Here is a 22,329-nt window from a genome sequence, read left to right on the forward strand (position 1 = left end):
GTAAGGTAACGCGGCCAAGCTGAGAGCGCTGAGGGTTCAGCTGAACAGGGACGAGATCGTGTCGATCAGGTTCGCCAGCATCACGATCACGAGCACACCGATCACGAGGAGTAGCAGCCCGATGGCTGCGATTCCGGGTGAAAACGTCCCTCGCCTGATCGGGCGAGGGGGCCGCACGCGCTGAAGGGGGATGCGCCCGGCGGAAAGGGTGGCCGCGGGAATCCCCGCCGGTGGCGTCGGCGGCGGCGGTGCCGGTGCCGGTGCGGGGGCTGCTGCCACGGCACCCACGCCCTCACCACCGTCCCCGGCGTCCGGGTCGTTCGCACCCCGGTCCCCGGCGGGCGCCGGCCTGGTCGCGGCCGCGGGCATCCCCATCATCAGCTCGGAATCCTCGTCGAGCACCGACGCCATCGCCTCGCGGACCTGCTCGATGTCGGGCATCGACGGCTCGACCACCCGTACCCGCACCGCCTCCGCCTCGTGCTTTCCGCCGGTGACCTGGCCGGACAGCGGATCGGACATCAGCGGCGGCGGCCCGGGGTCCTGGGTGCCGTCGTGATTCCAGCTCGCCATGTCGTCCACTCCCTGAGCTACCTGTCGGTGACGTACCGCATCCACTACCAGACTAGGAGTCTGCACCGCGCCGGGCGAGATAAACCTGTCGCGCCGCGAGGGAGACACGAACGTCGGCCAAGAGCGGCTCGAAGAACGCGTCGCGGTAGTGCTGGTCGGTGGCGGCGGTCGCGGCGAAGTACAGGCCGGAGAACGCGGCGAGGAACAGCGAGACGTGCACGAGCGCGCGTGGCAGCGGCAGCGCGACCCCGAACAGCGTGCCCTGGATCTTCGAGAAGCCCGCGCCGAGCCAGGAGTCGATCACCGTCCCGTTGATGGCGAGCGCGCCGAGCGCGACGAGCAGGCAGAACACGAGCACGCTGAGCACGAGGATCTGCAGCAGCTGCGCGACGAACAGCACCAGCGTGATGTTCGCCCGTTCCCTGCGGCCCAACGGAAGCGGCTCGATCGCGGGCCCGTCGACGGCACCGGCGAGCGGCGTGCTCCGCAGCAGACCAGCGAGGTCGTCGAGCCTGTCACCCGCGACCTTGTCGATCATGGCGCGGAGCTCCTCGTCGAGCCTGGCCGCCATGAACAGGACCGCGAGCACCGCGAACAACGCCACGACGAGCCACAGCCGCCAGCGCGGCAAACCGTCGGCGACCTGCCACATCTCGGCCGAGAAGAACGCGAAGATGACGACCAACACCAGCAGCGGCAACGCTTTCGTCGCCATCCTGCCGACCGTGCCCAGCTCGGCGACGGCCTTGCGGAGCCCCCACGCGAGGATCGAGCCCGCGCCCACCCAGACGGCGAACAACATGAGCGACGTCACGCCGATGTTGATCGCGAGCGACAGCCACAGCGGCGACCGCAGACCGGTCCACCACGCGGTGAGCGGCAGCACGACCACGTTGAGCAGCAACACGATCCTGGCCAGCACCCACCGGCCGCGCGGCGAGAGCACCCGCATCCACCGCGACGAGCCCCAGCCCGCGAGCAGCGGCACGACCAGCGCCGTGGCGATGACCGCGAGCAGCAGGAACACGTACGCGGTGTTGGCCATCCGTCGTTCCAGCTCGGCGTCGGGCACGTCAAGCAGCCGGGTGACGACCGTGATCAGCGGGTCGATGACGATCACGAACACGAGCGCGGGCACGGCGCGTTGCAGCAGCCGGGAACCGCGTTCGTCGCGCCGCACCACCAGCGGCAGCCCGCGCCACCGGAACCACGCCTCGACGGCCCGGCGGTCGAACCCGTCCACGCCGCTCGCCTCACCCATCCCGTTCCCCCTCACCTCTCGGTGCTCGGGAACGGTAGCCAACTACGACTTGGACTTGGCGGGTGCCTTCTTGGCCGGTGCCTTCTTCGCGGTCGACTTGGTCGTGCCGGTCTTGCGGGTCGTGCGCTTGGGCGCGGGGCCCTTCGCGCGCTTCTCCGCGAGCAATTCGGCCGCCCGTTCGTCGGTGAGCGTCTCGACGCTGTCGGACTTGCGCAGCGACGCGTTGTACTCGCCGTCGGTGACGTACGGGCCGAACCGGCCGTCCTTGACCACCATCGGCTTGCCCGACACCGGGTCGTTGCCCATCTCCTTCAGCGGCGGCGCGGACGCGGCGGCCTGACGGCCACGGCGCTTCGGTTCCGCGTACAGCTTCAGCGCCTCGTCGAGCGTCACCGTGAAGATGTCGTCCTCGTGGGCGAGCGACCTGGAGTCCGTGCCCTTCTTCAGGTACGGGCCGTAGCGGCCGTTCTGCGCGGTGATCTCCTCACCGCTCGCCGGGTCCTTGCCGACCACCCGCGGCAGCGACAGCAGCTTCAACGCGTCGTCGATCGTGATCGACTCGATCGACATCGTCTTGAACAGCGAACCGGTGCGCGGCTTGGCCTTCTTCGCCTTGGCCGACGCGCCTTCCGCCGGCTCCGGCAGCACCTCGGTCACGTACGGGCCGAACCGGCCCTCCTTCGCGACGATCTCGTGCCCGGTCACCGGGTCGGTGCCAAGCGAGCGGCCCTCGACCGGCGTCGAGAACAGCTTCTCGGCGATCTCCAGCGTCAGCTCGTCCGGCGGCAGGTCCTCGGGCAGGTTCGCGCGCTGCGGGTTCTCCGCGCCGCCCGGGCCGTCACCGTCCCGCTCCAGGTAGGGGCCGTAGCGGCCGACACGGACGACGACCGGGCGCTTCTGCTCGTCGTCGAACAGCGGGATCGAGTTGATCTCGCGGGCGTCGATGGTGTCGACACCGGAACCGACCAGCTTCTTGAGGCCGCCGTCGCGCCCGACCGAGCCCTCCGGGCCGACGTCGCCGCCGAAGTAGAACCCGGAGAGCCACGTGGTGCGCTGCTGCTCACCGGCGGCGATGCGGTCCAGCTCGTCCTCCATCGCGGCCGTGAAGTCGTAGTCCACGAGCCGGCCGAAGTGCCGCTCCAGCAACCCGACCACGGAGAACGCGATCCAGGACGGCACCAGCGCGGAACCCTTCTTCCACACGTAGCCGCGGTCCTGGATGGTGTTGATGATCGACGCGTACGTCGAGGGGCGGCCGATGCCCAGCTCCTCGAGGGCCTTGACCAGGCTCGGCTCGGTGTAGCGGGGCGGCGGGCTCGTCGAGTGGCCGTCCGGGTTCAGCTCGGTCGCGGTGACGCCCTGGTCCTTGACCAGCCGCGGCAGCCTGCGCTCGGCGTCGTCGGCCTCGCCGCCCTCCTCGGTGTCCACCGTCTCGACGTACGCGCGGAGGAATCCGGGGAACGTGATCGTGCGGCCGGACGCGGCGAACGTGCACTCCTCGCCGGACGCGGCGGTGCCGGTGATGCGCACGCTCATGGTGGTGCCGCGGGCGTCGGCCATCTGGGAGGCGACCGTGCGCTGCCAGATCAGCTCGTACAGGCGGAACTCGTCGGACTCCAGCTCACCGGCGACCTGGCCCGGCGTGCGGAACACCTCGCCCGCTGGGCGGATCGCCTCGTGCGCCTCCTGCGCGTTCTTCACCTTGCGGGTGTACTGGCGCGGCTGCGGCGAGACGTACGCTTCGCCGTACAGCTCACGGGCCTGCGCACGGGCCGCCGCGATCGCCGTCTCGGACAGCGTCGTGGAGTCGGTACGCATGTAGGTGATGTAGCCGTTCTCGTACAGGCGCTGCGCCACCCGCATGGTGCGGTCGGAGCCGAAGCGCAGCTTGCGGCCCGCCTCCTGCTGCAGCGTGGACGTCATGAACGGCGGGTACGGGCGGCGCGTGTACGGCTTCTCCTCGACCGAGGAGACCCGCATCTCCGAGCCGGTCAGCGCGTCGGCGATGCGCCTGGCGTCGGCCTCGTCGAGACGCAGCACCTTGTTCTTGAGGCGGCCGTCCGGGCCGAAGTCGCGGCCGGTGGCGAGCTTGTCGCCGTCGACGGAGATCAGGCGCGCGCCGAAGTTGCGCGGCTCGGCCTCCTCGCCCGTCGGCTCGTCGACACTGAGCTTCGCGGAGATGTCCCAGTACGAGGCGGTGACGAACTTCATCCGCTCCCGCTCGCGGTCCACGACGATGCGGGTCGCGACCGACTGCACGCGGCCGGCGGACAGCCCGCGCGTGATCTTCTTCCACAGGACCGGGCTGACCTCGTAGCCGTACAGGCGGTCGAGGATGCGGCGGGTCTCCTGCGCGTCGACCAGGTCCTGGTCGAGCGGGCGGGTGTTCTGCGCCGCGGCACGGATCGCCGACTCGGTGATCTCGTGGAAGACCATCCGGCTGACCGGCACCTTCGGCTTGAGCGCCTCCAGCAGGTGCCACGCGATGGCCTCGCCCTCGCGGTCACCGTCTGTCGCGAGGTAGAGCTCGTCGACGGTCTTCAGCGCTTCCTTCAGCTCGGTGACCGTGGCCTTCTTGTCCGGCGTGACGATGTAGATCGGCTCGAAGCCGTTGTCGACGTTGACGCCGAGGTTCGACCACGACTCGCCCTTGTACTTCGCGGGCACCTCGGCCGCCTTGCGCGGCAGGTCCCGGATGTGCCCGCGAGAGGACTCCACGACGAAGTTCCGGCCGAGGTAGGAAGCGATCTTCCGCGCCTTGGCCGGCGACTCGACGATCACCAGCCGCCGCGGCTCGGCCCCCGCCGACCCGTTCTTCTTCGTCCCGTTAGAACCTGCCACGCCGTCCCGCTCTCTAGTCCGAGCTTGTTCTCAGCTCGCTAGTGTGCACGTTGCACACGGTGATACCTACCCCCAGGTGCCTAGCAGCACACTTCGCGCAGATCGCGGAGCGAACATCAGACCCCTTCGGCCGTGAGACACGAACCGTTACCTGGGTAGCACGCCTAGGCGCTCTCACGCACCCTGGATACCGCAGGCCAGTGGTTCCCGGCCGTCGCGGAGGGTGGCCTGCCGACCAGTTCGGCGAGCCTGCCCAGCCGTCGCCGACCGGAAATCCGCAGGCCCGGGCCCTCGTCCCCGCCACCATGCAGGGTAGCGGGCAGTCCGGCTGCGCTCAGCGCCCCTCTCACAGTGTCATACGTGCGTGGCGCTTGGGGGTCCAGCCCGAGCAGGTAGCTCCCCGCGACCCACGTGCCCGCGGCGAGCACCCACAGGCGTAACGCGCCGCCGTCGAGCGTCAGCCCGTTCGGCGCGAACTTCTCGCCTTCCTTCGTCCACTCCTCGGCCAGCGGCAGCAGGTCGGACCGGAAGGCGGTGCGCACCCCGTGCTCGCCGTCCTCGGTCACCGTGTGCGTGCCGTCGATCCCCCGTTCGCCCAGCGCGCGCACCACCAGCCGCGCCCGCCACGGCTCGGCCACCCGGAGGGTCAGGCGCGCCGCCGTCCTGGCGAACTCGGCGAGCTGGGCCTGGCAGCACAACAGCCCGGCGAGGTCACCGGCATGCGGCCGGTTGGCCTCCGCGGAGTAGAACGAGAGCTGCGCCACCCGGCCAAGGATAGAACACCCGTTCGATCTCGGGAAGGGTGAACGGTGACCGAGCCGGTGCGCAGCGCCATCACGCACGGCGACGAGCGCAGCGGGTGCCCGGGAACGCGAAATGGCCCGCCCCCGGATCGTGCCGGAGGCGGGCCACTCGCAGAGGCGGATCAGGAAGCGCCGTTGGTGACGCTCTCCGCCGGGTTCTCCGCGATCGCGGTGCCGCGCCGCTTCGAGATGAAGATCGCCGCCGCGATCAGCACCGTCGCCACGACGGCGATGGCGATGCGCACACCGGCGTTCTCGTCCGGGCCGACCGTGAAGCCGACGATGGCGGGCGCGATCAGCAGCGAGACCAGGTTCATCACCTTGATCAGCGGGTTGATCGCCGGGCCAGCGGTGTCCTTGAACGGGTCACCGACGGTGTCGCCGATGACCGTGGCCGCGTGCGCCTCGGAACCCTTGCCGCCGTGGTTGCCGTCCTCGACCAGCTTCTTGGCGTTGTCCCACGCGCCACCGGAGTTGGCCAGGAAGACCGCCATCAGGGTGCCCGTCGCGATGGCGCCGGCGAGGTAGCCGGCCAGCGGGCCGACACCGAGACCGAAACCGACCGCGATCGGGGCCAGCACCGCCATCAGACCCGGGGTCGCCAGCTCACGCAGCGAGTCACGGGTGCAGATGTCCACCACGCGGCCGTACTCCGGGCGGACCGTGCCGTCCATGATGCCGGGGTTGGCGTGGAACTGGCGGCGCACCTCGAACACGACCGCGCCCGCCGCACGGGACACCGCGTTGACCGCGAGCCCCGAGAACATGAACACGACGGCCGCGCCGATCAGGATGCCGACGAGGACGTCCGGGCTGAACACGATGAAGTCGCTCAGGTCCAGGTCGGACGCGGCCTCGACCAGCGCGTCGGTGATCGCGGTGAGGTAGGAGCCGAACAACGCGGTCGCCGCGAGCACGGCGGTCGCGATCGCGATGCCCTTGGTGATCGCCTTGGTGGTGTTGCCCACCGCGTCGAGCTCGGTCAGGATCGCCGCGCCGTCGGCGTCGACGTCACCGGACATCTCGGCGATGCCCTGCGCGTTGTCCGAGACCGGGCCGAAGGTGTCCATCGCGACGATGACGCCGACGGTGGTGAGCAGACCGCAGCCTGCCAGGGCCACCGCGAACAGGGCCACGAACAGCGAACCGGACAGCAGGAACGCGCCGTACACCGAGGCGCCGATGACCAGTGCCGTGTACACGGCCGACTCGAAGCCGACCGAGATGCCGGACAGGATCACCGTGGCCGCACCGGTCAGCGAGGACTTGCCGACGTCCTTGACCGGCTTGTACTCGGTGCCGGTGAAGTAGCCGGTCAGCCAGAGGATGACACCGGCGAGCACGATGCCGATGAGCACCGCGACGGCCGCGATCATGGCCGGGCTGCCCGCCTCGTCGGGGTTCGCCGCCCCGTCGAGGTCGGAGAACGAGCCGGGCAGGAAGACGAACGCGGCGACCGTGCACAGCACCGCGGAGATCAGCGCCGAGATGTAGAACGAGCGGTTGATCGTGGTCAGGCCGTTCTCGCCCACCTTGGCCCGGGTGATGTACACGCCGATGACGGCGGTGATGATGCCCAGCGCCGGGACGATCAGCGGGAACAGCAGGCCCTGCGCGCCGAACGCGGTGGAGCCGAGGATCAGGGCGGCGACCAGGGTCACGGCGTAGGACTCGAACAGGTCGGCGGCCATGCCCGCGCAGTCACCCACGTTGTCGCCGACGTTGTCGGCGATGGTGGCGGCGTTGCGGGGGTCGTCCTCCGGGATGCCCTGCTCGACCTTGCCGACCAGGTCCGCGCCCACGTCGGCGGCCTTGGTGAAGATGCCGCCACCGACACGCATGAACATCGCGATCAGCGCGGCGCCGAAGCCGAAGCCCTCGAGCACCTTCGGTGCGTCACCCGCGTAGACCAGCACCACGATCGCGGCACCGAACAGGCCGAGGCCGACGGTCGACATGCCGACCACGCCACCGGTGCGGAACGCCACGCGCATGGCGGTCTCGCGACCACCCTTCTCGCGGGCCGCGGCGGCGACGCGCAGGTTCGCCTGCGTGGCGAGCCACATGCCGAGGTAGCCGATGGAGAACGAGAACACCGCGCCGATGATGAAGAACAGCGAGCGGCCGATACGTTCTCCCCAACCCTCCGCGGGGAGGAAGAAGAGGAGCACGAACACGATCGCGCCGAAGATCATCAGCGTGTTGCGCTGCCGCTTCAGGTACGCGCCTGCGCCCTCCTGCACCGCCTTGGCGATGTCCTGCATCTTGGCGGTGCCCTGGCCGGCGGCCAGCACCTCCTTCAGCAGCACGTAACCGACGGCTAGGGCGGCGAGAGCGATCACGGCGATCACGACGACGACGCCGCGATCACCGCCGGTCAGCGTTGGACCGCCTTCCGCCGCTAGGTACTGCCAGGACATCTGTCCTCCTGGGTCTGCCCGATGTGGCGCGGTATCCGCGATCGACTGGGACCGCCGCATCCGTCCATGTGGGACGGGTGCGCCACCAGGGGTATTTGATGGGACCGGCGGAGTCTATTGGTTGTACTCACCGCCTCCGCGAGGCGGCCTCCCAACTGCGGATTCTCCGGATCCATGATCGATCAAGAGCATCGATCCAGAATTCCGCCGAATATCTCCGTGATTCGTTGTCGGTGCCGTGTGCTTCCCTAGCTTCGTGAGTCGCCTCCTGCTCGACCGCGTCCTGGCGGGCGTTCCGCACGGCGAGACCCCGCTGCGGCACGTCCGTGAGCTGCCGGAACGGTCCGCCGCGTTCGCCGACTGGCCGTCGTGGGTGCCCTCCGACCTGCGCACCGCCCTCGCGAGGTGCGGTGTGGAACGGCCGTGGACCCACCAGGTGGCCGCCGCGACGCACGCCAGGGAGGGCAGGCACGTGGTGATCGCGACCGGCACCGCGTCCGGCAAGTCCCTCGCCTACCAGCTGCCCGTGCTGAGCGCACTGTCCGAGAACCGCCGCGCGACCGCGCTGTACCTGTCGCCGACCAAGGCGCTCGGCGCCGACCAGCTGCGATCGGTGCGGGACCTGGACGTCGAGGACGTGCGGCCCGCGTCCTACGACGGGGACACCCCGATGCCGGAACGCGACTGGGTCCGGGCACACGCGCGGTGGGTGTTCACGAACCCGGACATGCTGCACCGCGGGATCCTGCCAGCGCACGCCCGCTGGGCGTCGTTCTTCCGGCGGCTGACCCACGTGGTGGTCGACGAGTGCCACGGCTACCGGGGCGTGTTCGGTTCGCACGTCGCGCTGCTGCTGCGCAGGTTGCGGCGGGTGGCGGCGAAGTACGGCGCCGACCCGGTGTTCGTGCTGGCGTCGGCGACCGTGTCCGAACCGGCGGCGTCCGCTTCGCGGCTGTCCGGGGTGCCCTGCGTCGCGGTCACGGAGGACGCGTCACCGCGGGGCGCGCGCACGGTCGCGCTGTGGGAGCCGCCGCTGCTGCCGGAGCTGTCCGGCGAGAACGGCGCCCCCGTCCGCCGCTCGGCAGGCGCGGAGACCGCGCGGATCATGACCGACCTGGTCGTGGAGGGCGCCCGCACGCTGGCGTTCGTGCGTTCGCGGCGGGGCGCGGAGCTGACGGCCCTGTCCGCGCGGCACGCGTTGTCCGAGGTCGACCCGTCGCTGCCGGCGCGGGTGGCCGCCTACCGGGCGGGGTTCCTGCCGGAGGAGCGGCGGGCCCTGGAGAAGTCGCTGGCCGACGGCACGCTGCTCGGGGTGGCGAGCACGAACGCGCTGGAGCTGGGTGTCGACATCGCGGGCCTGGACGCGGTGGTGGTGGCGGGTTACCCGGGCACGCTGGCGTCGTTCTGGCAGCAGGCCGGCCGTGCCGGGCGCGCGGGGGACGGCGCGCTGGTGGTGTTCGTGGCGCAGGACAACCCGCTGGACACCTATCTGGTGCACAACCCGGCGGCGATGCTGGACAAGCCGGTCGAGGCGACGGTCATCGACCCGGCCAACCCCTATGTGCTGGCCCCGCAGCTGGCGTGCGCCGCGATGGAGCTGCCGCTCACCGAGAAGTGCCTTGCCGCGTTCGGCGGCCAGACGGCGAAGCGGGTCGTCGAGGACCTGACGAAGGACGGCGTACTGCGGAAACGCCCGACCGGCTGGTTCTGGACGTCCCGCGAACGCCCGCACGCGTCGGTCGACATCCGCGGCTCGGGCGGCGAGCAGGTGGCGGTGGTGGAGGCGGACTCCGGCCGGATGCTGGGGACCGTCGACCCGGGCGCCGCGTTCACGACGGTCCACCCCGGCGCGGTGTACCTGCACCAGGGCACGTCCTATGTGGTGGACGACCTGGACCTGGAGACCGGGCTGGCGATGGTGCACCGGGAGGACCCGGAGTGGTCCACGTCGCCGAGGGAACAGGTCGACATCACTGTCCTGTCGGTCGAGGAGCAGTCCCGGCACAACGGTGTGACGGTCAACCTGGGCGAGGTGGCCGTGACGTCGCACGTGGTGGCCTACCTGAGAAAGCTGCCGTCCGGGCAGGTGCTGGACCAGGTCCCGCTGGACCTGCCGGAACAAACCCTCCACACGAGAGCGGTCTGGTACACGCTGACCGACGACCTGCTCGCGGACGCGGGCCTGACCAAACACGAGATCCCGGGCGCCCTGCACGCGGCGGAACACGCGGCGATCGGCCTGCTCCCCCTGTTCGCGACCTGCGACCGCTGGGACATCGGCGGCGTGTCGACAGCCCTGCACCCGGACACCGGCGAACCGACGGTCTTCGTCCACGACGGACATCCTGGCGGCGCCGGGTTCGCCGACCGGGCCCACGCCGCCCTGATCCCGTGGCTGACCGCCACCCGAGACGCCATCGCGGCCTGCGAATGCCCGGCCGGCTGCCCGTCCTGCGTGCAATCTCCCAAGTGCGGCAACGGAAACGAACCCCTGCACAAGGACGGCGCGATCCGCGTGCTGGCCACGGTCCTCGACACCATCGCGACGTCGGCCCCGAAGTCGAAAGCGTCCTGACCGGCGAGCCGGTTCCCGACGCCCGCCGACGGATCGTCCCGATTGGACGGTCCACACATGACAGAGCGCCGGGGCGGCCAATGCCAGCCCCGGCGCTCTGAGTTAGCCGGGCGCGCGAGGAGCGGTCTGCGACCGCTCGGGTCGTCGCGCGACTTTCGGGGTGTCGGCAGGGTTTCCGGCCACCTCGTGGAGGTACGGGGAGGCAGTTGCCTCCACGAGTGCCGGTCACCCTTCGGGCCAGGTGTTGCCGACGGCGGTGCGGGTTACCGCCTTCCCGGTGTCGGTCGCGACGCGGGAGACCTAGCTCCTCCAGCGGGCGCCCGGCATGCTGCCCGTCCCGTTCGGCCGCTGTAGGTGCGGGAGCAGCGCCGAGTCGGGGCGGGTTGGGTGCGGTGGTGCCGCGCGGATGCGCAATGCCACCGCTGGTATGCCGGAGGGGTGCGTCTCCGGCATGGCCTTTCGGGGGTTCGGACCCCGGTCGCGGAACTCAGTCCGCGACGACGAGCCGACCGCCGCGGGCGTAGGTCGCCGCGTCGACGATCGCGTCCATGAGCGCGTCCTGCACCAGGCTCGCGGCAGGCATCTGCCAGCCACAGACCTCGGGACGGACACGCCAGTGCACGACACCGTGCTGCACGGGTGTCGGCGGCAGCGGCACGAAGCTGCCCGCCGCGTGCAGAACGACGTCGCCCTGCTCGACCAGTGGCCGGGCCAGCTTCTGCCCGGAGCGGACCAGGAAGGTCCAGCGGTCGTCCGGCGTCGCGATGATCGGCGCAGGCAGCCCGACCGCGCGCAGCACCCGAGCCGCGCCACGGCCGAGGTGACCGGGCACCTCGATCGCGTCGAGCGTCACGCCGGTGGCCAGCAGCACGCTGTAGGGCCGACCGGTCCACCAGGTCGCGACCTGCTCCGGCTTGGTGCCGATGCGCTCCTGCCAGTCAGCGTGCACCGGCACGGGCCCGATGCTCTCGACGCCTTCACGGCCTGCCCACTGCGAGCCCGCCAGATAGGTGCCCGGCAGCACCGGCCAACCGCGCCATGCGAGGCCGATGGCCTGCGCACGGAGTTCGACGCGGAAGGCCCTGCGCCAGCTATCTGACGTATCCATGTCCAACATGACGCGCTCTTTGCCTCTCCTGGTTTCTGGGCGCCTGGTGCGGCAGGTGCCCTACGGATTACTTAACGGCACGGTGGCGACCGAAAGGAACTCGCAGTCGACAACTGGTCGTCCACGCACGGTGAAACGAACGGCGTGTGACGAGCGGCTGAACGCCGTCGGCTCGTTCATCGGCGGTCCAGACCACTCTTCGCGGGCTGGTAATGCCGCTTACCGTGCGTGGACGACCGTTGAACTTGCGTCAGCGGTCCGGCACGACCGGTCCGGCACGAGCGCGGGCTGCCGCTGAACCGAACGGTCGGAACGCCACCTCCACCTCCACCAGCGCGTCCCAACCGGACAGACGACACGACCGCAGCACGGCGTCCATCCGCTCCACCACCCACCGGGCTTCCTCGCACGCCTGCAGCTCACCGCCGACAGCCACACTCGCTGCAGCCAGTGCGGCCAGGTCAGCGGCCGCTTCCCCCCGGTGCCGGGCCACCACCGCGGCACCGAACCACAGCACCGCGGTCATGACCACCATCAGGACGGCGATGCCGCCGACCACCCAGACAGTCGCCGCTCCGCGATCCACAGACCGTTCGTCGCACCCCACCGACGACGGACGGCCCGGCTGCCGGAACGACGCCGTCATCCGGCGTCGCGGCCGGATCGGCGCCGCTCGCTTTGGCGGCAACACCTGCCCAAGCCACGCCGCCAGCCGCCGTCGCGGCCCGACCGGCAGCGCTGTCGCCTGGTGTCGCGAGCGGACCCGCGCTGCCGCTTGTCCCGGTTGTCCCGGCTGTGCGGCCGGAGGCGGCAGGCGGGGGTGGTTCGCCTGCCTTGCGGGCAGGAGCCGCTGCGCGGCTCTGCTCAGCAGGCGGACCAGGTGCCGTCGGCGGGGTGGCCGGGGGCGGTGGTGGCTCATCCGCCCGGCTCGCGGACCGCGAAGGCTTCCGCGTGCAGGTGGACGCCGGGCAGTAGTCCGCCTGCCGGGGCCGCGCTGACGTGTACCTCGATGTGTTCGCCGTTCATGGTGATCGTCACCTCCGCGTTCTGGGGAGCTATGCGTTTCGCCGCGGCGAGGGCCCGGTCCTGTTCCCCTCTCGCGGTCAGGCGGGCGGCTTCTCTGGCCGCGTCCAGGCAGCGCACCTGGTCGGCCACCGCCATCGCGCCGCCCAGTGTCATGGCCAGGACCAGTGCGAACGCCGACATCGCGATCGCGGCCTCGACGGTGACGCCGCCCCGGTCCCGGTGCCGCCGACGGGCCAGGCGGTGGGCGGGCATCAGCCCGCGACGTTGATGGCGCGCTCGATCAGGCCGGTGAGACCTTCCGCCACGGTGCCGCTCTTGACGATGCCGAAAAGGATCATCGCCAGCACCGCCGCGGAGAGCAGGCCGAGCGCGTACTCCACCGTCGACATGCCGCGGTCGTCGAGGAAGACGTATCGGGGTCGGGGGAACATCGTTTCTCCTTCTTTCTATGTGGGTGTTCACAGGGAGATCTGTTCGGCGAGGCCGGCGACCACCGGTGCCACGCCGAGGCAGACGAAGGCGGGCAGGAAGCACAGCCCGAGCGGCGCGGTGATCAGGACACCCGCCCGCTGGGCTGTCGCCTCCGCGTTGTCGGCCACGGCTGCCCGTGCTGCCGCGGCCAGGTCGGTGACCAGGTCGGCCAGCGCGGCACCGGACTGGGCTGCGCGACGGGCACCACGCGCCAGTGGGGCGGTGTCCGGACAGCTCGTCGCGGGTCGCCAGGCCGTCGCCGGGTCCGCGCCCAGCGCCAGCAGTTCCGCGGCCGAGCGCAACGCCCGTGCCGCCTCGGCGGGCAGCTCGTCGGCGACCACCGTCATCGCGGTCGGCACCGGCAGGCCCGCCCGCAGGCACGCGGCCAGCAGGTCCCACGTGGCGGCGACGGTCATCGGGTCGGTCCTGGGCGGTCTTCGCGCGCGGCGGAGGAACCACCAGACGCCGACCGCGACCGCGATACCGACCAGCGGACCTGCCGCGGCCACCGCCAGCACGCCACCGGCCGCGGCCAGCAGGGGCGGAGAGGGCTTCACCGGTGTCACGCGGGCCCACGAGCGGCGTCCGGGCCTGCCGGTCAGCCAGGCGAGGCGCAGCCGGGGGACGCCCGCCCGTGAGGCCAGCTGCACGGCGGCCGCCAGCAGCACGAGAGCGACGCTGTGGGTGTTCACCGGAGCGCCACCTGGCTCGTGATGCGACCGGACCATACGACTCCTGTGCACAACAACGTCACGCCGGCGAGCAACAGCAGCTGTCCGAGCCCGGTGCTGGTGAACATCCGCAGCGGGCTCGCGCCGATGGCCTCGCCGAGCGCGATGCCGAACACCGGGAGCAGGGACAGGGCCGCGGCACTCGACTTCGGCCCGGTCATGCGGGCCAGTACCTGACGGGCGGACCTGGCGCGTTGTTCGAGGTCCCTGCGAACGGTGTCGAGGACGTCGGCCAGGGGCAGACCATGTCGTTGCGCGAGTTGCCACGCCTTCACGACCCGGTCGATGGCCGGTGCCAGCGCCGGGGAGCGGGCGTCTGCCAGAGCGGCGGCCATGTCGCCGTCCAGACGTGCGGCGGCGGCGATCGCACGCATCGTGCCTGCCGTCTGTGGCTGGGCGTCCTCGGCGGCGGCCTCGGCCGCTGTCGCCGGGTGGGCGCCCGACCGGAGGCCGGCGACGAGCGTGCGCAGTGCTTCCGCGAGGCCGTCGACGGCGGCCAGCGACCGCCGGTTCTCGGTGCGGGCGCGGAGTTGCCGTCGGGCTGTCACCGCGAGGAGACCCGCTGACGCGGCGCCACCCGGCCCTGCTGCCAGCCAGCCCGCAGCCACCGCGGCTGCGGTGACGGTGACCGCTGTCGGCCGTGGCGCACGCAAACGCTTGCGTTGCTGGTGACCGGTGAGGACGCGGAGCCGTTGGCCCGCTCGTCGGTCGGGCCAGCACAGCAGCGCGAGGCCCGTCAGGAGGAGGCTCACCATGGCGCGTCCACTCCTCGCGTGGCCAGGAGGGTCTTGAGCCGGGTCCGGTCGTGGACGACGCGGACCGTGTCGCCGTCGCGGTCGAACACGCCGACGTCGGTGAGCCGCCGGGTGCCGTCCTGTTCCCGCGCCATGTGCAGGACTACGTGGAAAGCGGCGGCCAGCTGGCTGTGCAGCGCTGCCCTGGGCAGGCCGCCCAGCGCGGCCAGGGCCTCCATGCGGGCCGGGACCTCGGCCGGCGAGTTGGCGTGGACGGTGCCCGCACCGCCGTCGTGCCCGGTGTTCAACGCGGTCAGGAGGTCGCACACCTCGCTTCCGCGCACCTCGCCGACGACGAGGCGGTCGGGTCGCATGCGCAGGCCCTGGCGGACGAGGTCGGCGAGGGTGACCTCGCCCGCGCCCTCGACGTTCGGCGGGCGCGCGATCAGGCGGACGAACTGCGGGTGGTTCGGCGACAGCTCCCCGGCGTCCTCAACGCAGACGATCCGTTCGCGGGAGGGCACCTGGCCGAGCAGTGCGTTCAGCAGGGAGGTCTTGCCCGCGCCGGTGCCGCCGGTGACGACGAACGCCAGCCGTGCCGTGACGATGGCCTCGAGGGTGCGGTGGACGGTGTCGTCGAAGGTGCCGAGCGCGCGGAGCGACGCGAGGTCGTGACCCGCGGGGCGGAGCACCCGCAGCGAGATGCAGGTGCCGTCGGGGGCGATGGGCGGGAGCACGGCGTGGAGCCGGACGCGGCCGGGCAGCCACGCGTCGACGAACGGCTGGGCGTCGTCGAGGCGGCGGCCGCAGGCGAGCGCCAGCCGTTGCGCGAGACGGCGGACGGCGTCCTCGTCGGGAAAGCGGACGTCGGTGCGGCGCAGGCCGCCGTCGCCGTCACGCCAGACCTCGTCGGGAGCGGTGACCAGGACGTCGGTCGTCCCGGGTTCGCGGAGAAGCGGTTCCAGCGGGCCCGCACCGACGAACTCCTGTGTCATGCGGTCGGTCGCGACCAGAATGTCGTCGTGGCCCGCGACGCCGCTCTCCTCGCGGACGGCGCGGGCGACCTCGGCACCCGTGACGGCGGTGCCGCTGCCGGCCAGGCGGCCGCGGACGCGGTCGACGAGCTCGGAGGTGGACATGTGTGCTCCTTCGTGGTGGCCGGCGCCGGCCGCGGACCGCGGGGGCTTGCGGTTGGCCGACCGGCGCCGGCCGTCCCCGCCCGCTGTCGGAGCGGGCGGAGTCTGGGGGGTGCCTGGGCGAGGACGATCCCCGGCCAGGCGTGCACTGACCTCATGCCCGGTGGGACGAGCGGTGCGGGCGGTCCCGGCCGGTCGCCGGGACGGTCAGGGACCTGGTGCCGGACCGGGTCGGGGAAGCCGGTCCGGCACCGGCCGTCCCGCTACGCGGCCGGAGTGCCGGGTGCCGCGTTGAGGGAGTCCGGGGTGGCCGCCGGAGCGAGTCGACCGGTTGGTGGAACACCCGGTCCGGCGGCCACCGGTGTCCTCGTGTGCGGGCGACTCGTGGGGTGGCCCTTGAGGACGTTTTCCCGGCAGGGCGCCGAACCGGTGTGGTTCCGGGGCCCACTGACGCCCGGTTCGGCGCTCGCCGTCCCGCCGTGCCGCCTGGTGGGAAGGCGGGCGCGACGGACGTTTCTGTTGGTGCGGGGCGCCGGACCGAGGTGACTGGGCTGCGTGGAGGCTCGGTCCGGCGCCCGTTGTCCGCCTGCCGCCGGAAGGGAGGGGCGGTTGGCGGACGGCTGTGGGGGCGGGCATCAGGCGGCCCGCGCTTCGCCTTGGCAGGGGCGGGTTTTCGGGGGCCGGTCCGCCAGTTCTGTGAGGGTTTCCCGTGCCGCCATGGTCAGTGGGCCCCTGGGTCTCGGGTGGAAGTCGCCGCGTTCCAGGGACTGGGCCAGTTGGGGTTCGGGGCGCATCGTGGTCAGGACCGGGATGCCGACCGCCGCGGCTATTTCCGTCATCCTCAGGCCACCCGGCGACGGGCCGCGGATTATCAGCTGTGGCCGGGTTCCTCGTGCCCGCAGTTCGTCTGCCAGTTGTCTGGCGGTGATGCAGGCCCGCACCTCGGCCGGGGTGACGATCACTGCGAGGTCGCAGCGGTCCACCGCGGCCCAGGCCGCCGCATCGAGCCGGCGCGGGACGTCGCAGACCACCACCTCGCCGGTGCGCCTTCCTGCTTCGATCACCGCCGCCACCGCGTCCGGGGCGGGGCCCTCGCCCTTGCGGGCGCCGGACAGCAGGGTCAGGCGGGCGTTGCCTTTTCGTCTTGTGGGCAGCGCCATGTGCAGTGCCGACGCCGCCACCCGGCCCGCGCTCAGCTGCATGTCCGGCCAGCGGAGGCCTTCCTCGGTTTCCGCGCCCAGCACCAGGTCCAGGCCGCCGCCGTGTGGGTCGCAGTCGATCAGGAGAGTGTTGTCGCCCGCTCTCAACGCGGTCAGGCTCACCGACACCGCGAAGACCGACGCACCCGCTCCTCCCCTGGCGCCCAGTACCGCCAGCACCTTTCCCGCGTTGCCGGGCGGACCTTCCGCGGCGTCGGCCAGCGCGCTCACGAGCCAGGGTTCGGCGCCGGGGAGCGTGACCAGCCGCTCGGCCCCGACCTCCATCGCCTGTTTCCACAGTTCCTGGGGTTCCGGGTCGGGCACGACGACCACCACCGAGTCACGGCGTGGGAACGCTTCCCGTGCGCACTCGGCGACGCCGGTCGCGTCGAGCAGGACCAGCGGGGCCGTCGACCAGCGCAGCCTCGCGGCCGCCGCGTCCGGGACGCGTTCCAGGTCGCAACCTGCCGCGGCGGCCAGCTTCAGCAGGTCGTCGAGCAGGTCCTCGTCCGCCACGAACGCCATCGGCCGACTCGTGCTCACGGTGCCCCCTCGGGTCCTCGCCGGGCGGGTTTGCCCGGGTCTGGTTCCACGATCGGCGGGCGGCGGGGGCCGGACAACCCGGCAAGATCAACATGTGGACAACCGGATGGGCTGTGGACAACTCCCGGTTCACGGGCCGTTCGAGGGCCTTCGTCGTCGGTGGGCCGGAGTAAGCTCTCGCGGTTTGGGCACGCGTGGGCGCAAGGGCCTGAACACCAAGGGAAACGCAGAGAAGGGACGACCCCCGCCAGGGGGGAGGGACGGGGGTCGTCAGAGGTTCAGCCCCGGGGGGTCGGACTGAACCAGTCCGGCATGAAGCCGGACGTCCCCACTGTATCCCGTTACGTCCTGCTCGTGGTTGCAACTTGCTCGAAGTGGGGCAACGAACGAGTTCCAACACGCACGACCTGCGGCAACCGCCGGGAAGTGAGGTTGCCCTCCTATGCTCGGCCGCGTGACCGAGCTGCGCGCCGCCGCGTTCTTCGACCTGGACAAGACAGTCATCGCCAAATCCAGCACGCTTGCCTTCAGCAGGCCCTTCTTCCGCAACGGTCTCATCAACCGGCGCGCGGTTCTCAAGGGCGCCTACGCGCAGTTCGTGTTCGCGGTCTCCGGTGCCGACGCCGACCAGGTGGAGCGCATCCGCGCGCACCTCACCGCGCTGTGCACGGGCTGGGACGTCCAGCAGGTCCGCGCGATCGTCGAGGAGACGCTGCACGACATCGTCGACCCGCTGGTCTACGCCGAGGCGACGGAACTCGTGGTGGAACACAAGGAAGAAGGCCGTGACATCGTTGTCGTGTCGGCATCCGGCGCGGAGATCGTCACCCCCATCTCCGAGATGATCGGCGCGACGCACAGCATCGGCACCCGGATGGTCGAGGCGCACGGGAAGTACACCGGCGAGATCGGCTTCTACTGCTACGGCCACAACAAGGCGACCGCCATGAAGCAGCTGGCCGCCGAGCACGGCTACGACCTCGCCGCGAGCCACGCCTACTCGGACTCGATCACCGACCTGCCGATGCTGGAGGCCGTCGGCCACCCGACCGTGGTCAACCCGGACCGGGGGCTGCGCACGCTGGCGCTCGAACGGGGCTGGCCGGTCCTCGAGTTCACCAAACCGGTGTCGCTGCGGTCGCGCTTCCAGCCATCGGGCACGGCGGTCACGGTCACCGCGATCGGCCTCGGCGCGATCGCCACCGCGGGTGCCACGTGGTACGGCATCCACCGCAGGAGGAAGCGTTGACACAGTCGACGATGGCACCGGCCGCTGGTCGGCCACGCAGAATACGCTCACGATGCGTGGCCGTCGACCGCCCGCGGAGTCTTGAACGGTGCACCCGATTGTGGACTTGAAGTGACCTTGACCACTGGGTACAAAGGAGGTGCGGACATCCGGTCGGCCAGGGAGCAGGCGGAAGAGAAGCCTGGTCCACCCCGGCGGATCTCCGTGCACGAGCACCGGGCACCCACGCGCAGCGAGCCGCGGGAGGCATGTCGTCAAGGGACTGCGTACCGGGACGCCGGACGCCGAGGCCAGGTAGGTACGACACTGTTGCACGCTTGGTAACCCGAGATGCTCGTGCGGTCGATTTGGGCGATCCCCGTCCGCCATCACGGCGGACCGGGATCGCTCTTTTTCTGGCATGACACGTACCGCGCTTTGTCGGTGCGGCGGGCTAGGTTAGGCCGAACACCTGCTTGCCCACGGGATCGTCTCGTGGGTAACTTACCGATGCTGCCAGCTATCGGTTAAGAGGTTACGGATTGTCCCGCCCTGCCGGCCAAGGAGGCCGCTGTGTCTCTGTCCAGAACGTCCGCCCGTCGCAGTCTGTCCGTCGCGGTCGCGGCGGTCGCGACCACCGCCATGGTTAGCGGTGCGCACCCGGCCACCGCCGTGGCCGGCACCGCCACCCCCCAGGTGAGCAGCGAAGCGGCGGCCCAGGCGCTTGCCCGCGCCCAGATGCGCGGCATGTCGCTGGAGCAGAAGATCGCCCAGCTGTTCGTGGTCTCGGTGTGGGGCAAGAGCGCCGACGAGGTCCACCCCACCAACCAGGCGAACTACGGCGTCGACACTCCCGCCCAGGTGGTCGAGAAGTTCGGCGTCGGCGGTGTCATCTACTTCAACAACAGCGGCACCGACAACGTGGACAACCCCGCGCAGATGGCGGCGTTCTCCAACGGCCTGCAGCGTGCCGCCGTCCGCCACAACACGCGGATCCCGCTGATCGTGGCCATCGACCAGGAGGGCGGCAACGTCACCCGCCTGGAGACGCCCGCAACGGAGTTCCCCGCCAGCATGGCCGTCGGCGCTGGCCGCAGTGCCGCCGACGCCGAGACGGTCGCCACGCTCAACGGCCGTGAACTGCGGGCCATGGGGATCAACCAGAACTTCGCGCCGGTCGCGGACGTCAACTCCAACCCGGACAACCCGGTGATCGGCGCCCGGTCGTTCTCGTCACGGCCGGACCTGACGAGCCAGATGGTGACCGCCGAGGTCAAGGGCTACCAGGAGGGCGGCCGGGCGAACCAGACCGTGTCCTCCTCGGCCAAGCACTTCCCCGGGCACGGCGACGCCTCGACCGACAGCCACACCGGTCTGCCGAACATCGACCGCACCGAGGCCGAGTGGCGGGCCATCGACATGCCGCCGTTCCGGGCCGCGATCAAGGCCGGCGTCGACTCGATCATGACCGCGCACATCCAGGTGCCGAGCCTCGACCCGTCCGGCGTCCCGGCCACGCTGTCGAAGCCGATCCTCACCGGCCTGCTGCGCGGCGAACTGAAGTACAAGGGCGTGATCGTCACCGATGCCCTCGGCATGGGCGGCGCGAACGTGTTCCCGCCGGAGGAGATCCCGGTCATGGCCATCGAGGCCGGTGTCGACCAGCTCCTCATGCCGCCGAACCTGCCGCTGGCACTCGACTCGGTGCAGGCGGCCGTGGAGAGCGGGCGGCTGAGCGAGCGGCGCATCGACCAGAGCGTGCTGCGGGTCCTGCTGCTCAAGCTCAAGCGCGGCATCATCACCTCGCCGTTCGTGGACGAGGGCAAGGTGGCCGGCATCGTCGGCACGCCGGAGCACATCGACACGGTCCAGCAGATCAGCGACCGCACCACCACGGTGGTCCGCAACGACGCGAACCTGCTGCCGCTGGCCGGGGATCCCGGCAAGGTGCTGGTGACCGGTGTCGGCGACAGCCGCAGCCCGCAGTGGCTCGCCGACAGCCTCAACCGGCGCGGCGCCACGGCGACGGCGATGCCGACCGGCACCAACCCCAACGCGACGACCATCGCGAACGCGGTGGCGGCGGCCGGCACGTCCGACCTGGTCGTCGTGCTGACCAACAACCTCAAGGACCGGACCGCGCAGCGGAACCTGGTGAACGCGCTCCTCGCGACCGGAAGGCCGGTCATCGCGGTCGCCTCCCAGATCCCGTACGACGCGGGCTACGTCGACGCGCCGACCTGGGTCGCGACCTACGGCTGGCGCGCGCACGCGATGGAGTCCCTCACGAAGGTCCTGACCGGCGAGGTCTCGCCGCAGGGCAAGCTGCCGGTGGACATCCCGGTCGGCGGCACCTCTGACGTCCTCTACCCCTTCGACCACGGGCTGACCTGGTGAGCGACAAAGGCAGGCGCGGCATGGACCGCCGAAACTTCCTGATGGCATCCGCGATGGCGGCCCCTCTGATGGGCGCGGGCGCGGCGACGGCGAGCGCCGACGAGGAGCGTTCGCACCGCGGCACGACGACCGGTGCGGAGTCGCTGGCCGCCGACGGCTGGCGCAGGTTCCGCGGCCGCAAGGTCGGCATCCTGACCAACCCGACCGGCGTCCTGCGCGACAACACGCACATCGTCGACTCGATGGCGGCCGCGAACATGCCGCCGACCGCGGTGTTCGGGCCGGAGCACGGTTTCCGCGGCACCGCGCAGGCCGGTGGTTCGGAGGGCGACTACCTCGACCCGCGCACCCAGATCCCCGTCTACGACACCTACACGCTGACCGCGGAGCGGATCGCGGCACAGTTCACCAAGGCGGGCATCGACCTCCTGGTGTTCGACATCGCGGACATCGGCGCGCGCTTCTACACCTACATCTGGTCGATGTACAACGCGATGCACGCGGCCGTGCTGACCGGCATCGACTTCATGGTGCTCGACCGGCCGAACCCGATCGGCGGCACTGCGTACGGCCCCATTCTGGACCCGGCGTTCTCCTCCGGGGTCGGCCGCAAGCCGATCGTCCAGCAGCACGGCATGACCGCGGGTGAGCTGGCCAGGTTCTTCGACGCCCAGTTCCTGCCCGCGGACGCGGGCGGGCGGCTGCGGAGCCTCGAGGTCGTGAAGCTGCGGGGCTGGCGGCGGGACGACCTGTTCTCCGACACCGGCCTGGAGTGGGTCTTACCGAGCCCGAACGTGCCGACGCCGCAGACCGCGCTCGCCTACCCGGGCACCTGCCTGTTCGAGGGCACGGTGTACTCCGAGGGCCGGGGCACGACACGGCCGTTCGAGATCATCGGCGCACCGGGTGTCGACTGGCGCTGGGCGGAGGCGCTCAACCAGGCGCGGCTGCCGGGGGTGCGGTTCCGCGAGCACTACTTCGTGCCGACGTTCTCGAAGTGGGCCGGCAAGACCTGCGGCGGTGTGCAGGTCCACATCACCGACGAACGGCGCTTCCAGGCGATCAGGACCGCGATCACCATGCTGGTCACGGCCAAGCAGGTGCACCCGGAGGTCTTCGGCTGGCGGCCGGACAACTTCATCGACAAGCTCTCCGGCTCGGCCCGGCTGCGCACGATGATCGACGCGGGAGCGACGGTCAACGAGGTGACCGGCGCGTGGCGCGACGAACTGGCCGCGTTCACGAGGCTGCGGGAGAAGTACCTGCTCTACCGGTGACGATCG

The 22,329-nt window shown here is 71.1% G+C and carries 17 protein-coding genes; 4 read left to right on the top strand and 13 right to left on the bottom strand.

Annotated features, from left to right (window positions below):
* Nucleotides 1–36: 36 nt before the first annotated feature.
* From ACFPCV_RS13135 to ACFPCV_RS13155, 5 genes are all read right to left on the bottom strand, one after another.
* Nucleotides 37–573: a hypothetical protein gene (locus ACFPCV_RS13135; RefSeq protein WP_378056394.1), complete on the bottom strand. Its 537-nt coding sequence runs from the start codon at nucleotides 571–573 to the stop codon at nucleotides 37–39.
* A 52-nt stretch (nucleotides 574–625) separates the two neighbouring features.
* Entirely contained in the window at nucleotides 626–1,834 is a 1,209-nt protein-coding gene (locus ACFPCV_RS13140) for a hypothetical protein (protein WP_378056395.1), read from the bottom strand.
* 42 nt (nucleotides 1,835–1,876) lie between these two features.
* Nucleotides 1,877–4,675 carry a type I DNA topoisomerase gene (gene topA, locus ACFPCV_RS13145; protein ID WP_378056396.1) on the bottom strand — a complete coding sequence of 933 codons (2,799 nt, stop codon included), beginning with the start codon at nucleotides 4,673–4,675 and terminating at the stop codon, nucleotides 1,877–1,879.
* A 164-nt stretch (nucleotides 4,676–4,839) separates the two neighbouring features.
* A complete protein-coding gene (locus tag ACFPCV_RS13150) occupies nucleotides 4,840–5,439 on the bottom strand; it encodes a hypothetical protein (protein WP_378056397.1) in 600 nt (199 codons plus the stop codon).
* Between the two features lie 161 nt (nucleotides 5,440–5,600).
* The gene (locus ACFPCV_RS13155) at nucleotides 5,601–7,898 is read right to left on the bottom strand and encodes a sodium-translocating pyrophosphatase (protein WP_378056398.1); all 2,298 of its coding nucleotides are present in this window, start codon (nucleotides 7,896–7,898) and stop codon (nucleotides 5,601–5,603) included.
* 256 nt (nucleotides 7,899–8,154) lie between these two features.
* Between ACFPCV_RS13155 and ACFPCV_RS13160 the strand changes: the two genes are divergently transcribed.
* Nucleotides 8,155–10,473 (top strand): DEAD/DEAH box helicase, encoded by a 2,319-nt coding sequence (locus tag ACFPCV_RS13160; protein ID WP_378056399.1) that lies wholly within the window; start codon nucleotides 8,155–8,157, stop codon nucleotides 10,471–10,473.
* Between the two features lie 487 nt (nucleotides 10,474–10,960).
* On the opposite strand, the gene ACFPCV_RS13165 is transcribed toward ACFPCV_RS13160, so the two are convergent.
* The 8 genes from ACFPCV_RS13165 to ssd form a co-directional block, all read right to left on the bottom strand.
* A complete protein-coding gene (locus ACFPCV_RS13165; protein WP_378056400.1) occupies nucleotides 10,961–11,590 on the bottom strand; it encodes a bifunctional DNA primase/polymerase in 630 nt (209 codons plus the stop codon).
* A gap of 241 nt (nucleotides 11,591–11,831) precedes the next feature.
* A complete protein-coding gene (locus tag ACFPCV_RS13170) occupies nucleotides 11,832–12,167 on the bottom strand; it encodes an Rv3654c family TadE-like protein (RefSeq protein WP_378056401.1) in 336 nt (111 codons plus the stop codon).
* 329 nt (nucleotides 12,168–12,496) lie between these two features.
* On the bottom strand, nucleotides 12,497–12,859 hold the full coding sequence (locus tag ACFPCV_RS13175; RefSeq protein WP_378056402.1) for a TadE family type IV pilus minor pilin: 363 nt from the start codon (nucleotides 12,857–12,859) through the stop codon (nucleotides 12,497–12,499).
* A complete protein-coding gene (locus tag ACFPCV_RS13180; RefSeq protein ID WP_378056403.1) occupies nucleotides 12,859–13,038 on the bottom strand; it encodes a DUF4244 domain-containing protein in 180 nt (59 codons plus the stop codon). Before ACFPCV_RS13180 ends, ACFPCV_RS13175 begins: the two co-directional genes overlap by 1 nt.
* 27 nt (nucleotides 13,039–13,065) lie before the next feature.
* Nucleotides 13,066–13,770, bottom strand: coding sequence for a type II secretion system F family protein (locus tag ACFPCV_RS13185; protein WP_378056404.1), 705 nt, complete (start codon nucleotides 13,768–13,770; stop codon nucleotides 13,066–13,068).
* Nucleotides 13,767–14,564, bottom strand: a complete 798-nt coding sequence (locus ACFPCV_RS13190; RefSeq protein ID WP_378056405.1) for a type II secretion system F family protein — start codon at nucleotides 14,562–14,564, stop codon at nucleotides 13,767–13,769. Before ACFPCV_RS13190 ends, ACFPCV_RS13185 begins: the two co-directional genes overlap by 4 nt.
* Nucleotides 14,558–15,682 carry a TadA family conjugal transfer-associated ATPase gene (locus ACFPCV_RS13195; RefSeq protein ID WP_378056406.1) on the bottom strand — a complete coding sequence of 375 codons (1,125 nt, stop codon included), beginning with the start codon at nucleotides 15,680–15,682 and terminating at the stop codon, nucleotides 14,558–14,560. The genes ACFPCV_RS13190 and ACFPCV_RS13195 overlap by 7 nt, the downstream gene beginning before the upstream one ends.
* 632 nt (nucleotides 15,683–16,314) lie before the next feature.
* Nucleotides 16,315–17,421: a septum site-determining protein Ssd gene (gene ssd / locus ACFPCV_RS13200; protein WP_378056407.1), complete on the bottom strand. Its 1,107-nt coding sequence runs from the start codon at nucleotides 17,419–17,421 to the stop codon at nucleotides 16,315–16,317.
* Nucleotides 17,422–17,863: 442 nt separating this feature from the next.
* Between ssd and ACFPCV_RS13205 the strand changes: the two genes are divergently transcribed.
* From ACFPCV_RS13205 to ACFPCV_RS13215, 3 genes are all read left to right on the top strand, one after another.
* Complete coding sequence (locus tag ACFPCV_RS13205) at nucleotides 17,864–18,670, top strand: HAD-IB family hydrolase (protein WP_378056408.1); 807 nt, start codon at nucleotides 17,864–17,866, stop codon at nucleotides 18,668–18,670.
* 621 nt (nucleotides 18,671–19,291) lie between these two features.
* On the top strand, nucleotides 19,292–21,046 hold the full coding sequence (locus ACFPCV_RS13210; RefSeq protein ID WP_378056927.1) for a glycoside hydrolase family 3 protein: 1,755 nt from the start codon (nucleotides 19,292–19,294) through the stop codon (nucleotides 21,044–21,046).
* Between the two features lie 20 nt (nucleotides 21,047–21,066).
* Nucleotides 21,067–22,323: an exo-beta-N-acetylmuramidase NamZ family protein gene (locus ACFPCV_RS13215; RefSeq protein WP_378056409.1), complete on the top strand. Its 1,257-nt coding sequence runs from the start codon at nucleotides 21,067–21,069 to the stop codon at nucleotides 22,321–22,323.
* The last annotated feature ends 6 nt before the right edge of the window (nucleotides 22,324–22,329 follow it).

The sequence above is a fragment of the Actinophytocola glycyrrhizae genome (genome assembly GCF_042653545.1).
GTDB classification, from domain to species: Bacteria; Actinomycetota; Actinomycetes; order Mycobacteriales; family Pseudonocardiaceae; genus Actinophytocola; species Actinophytocola glycyrrhizae.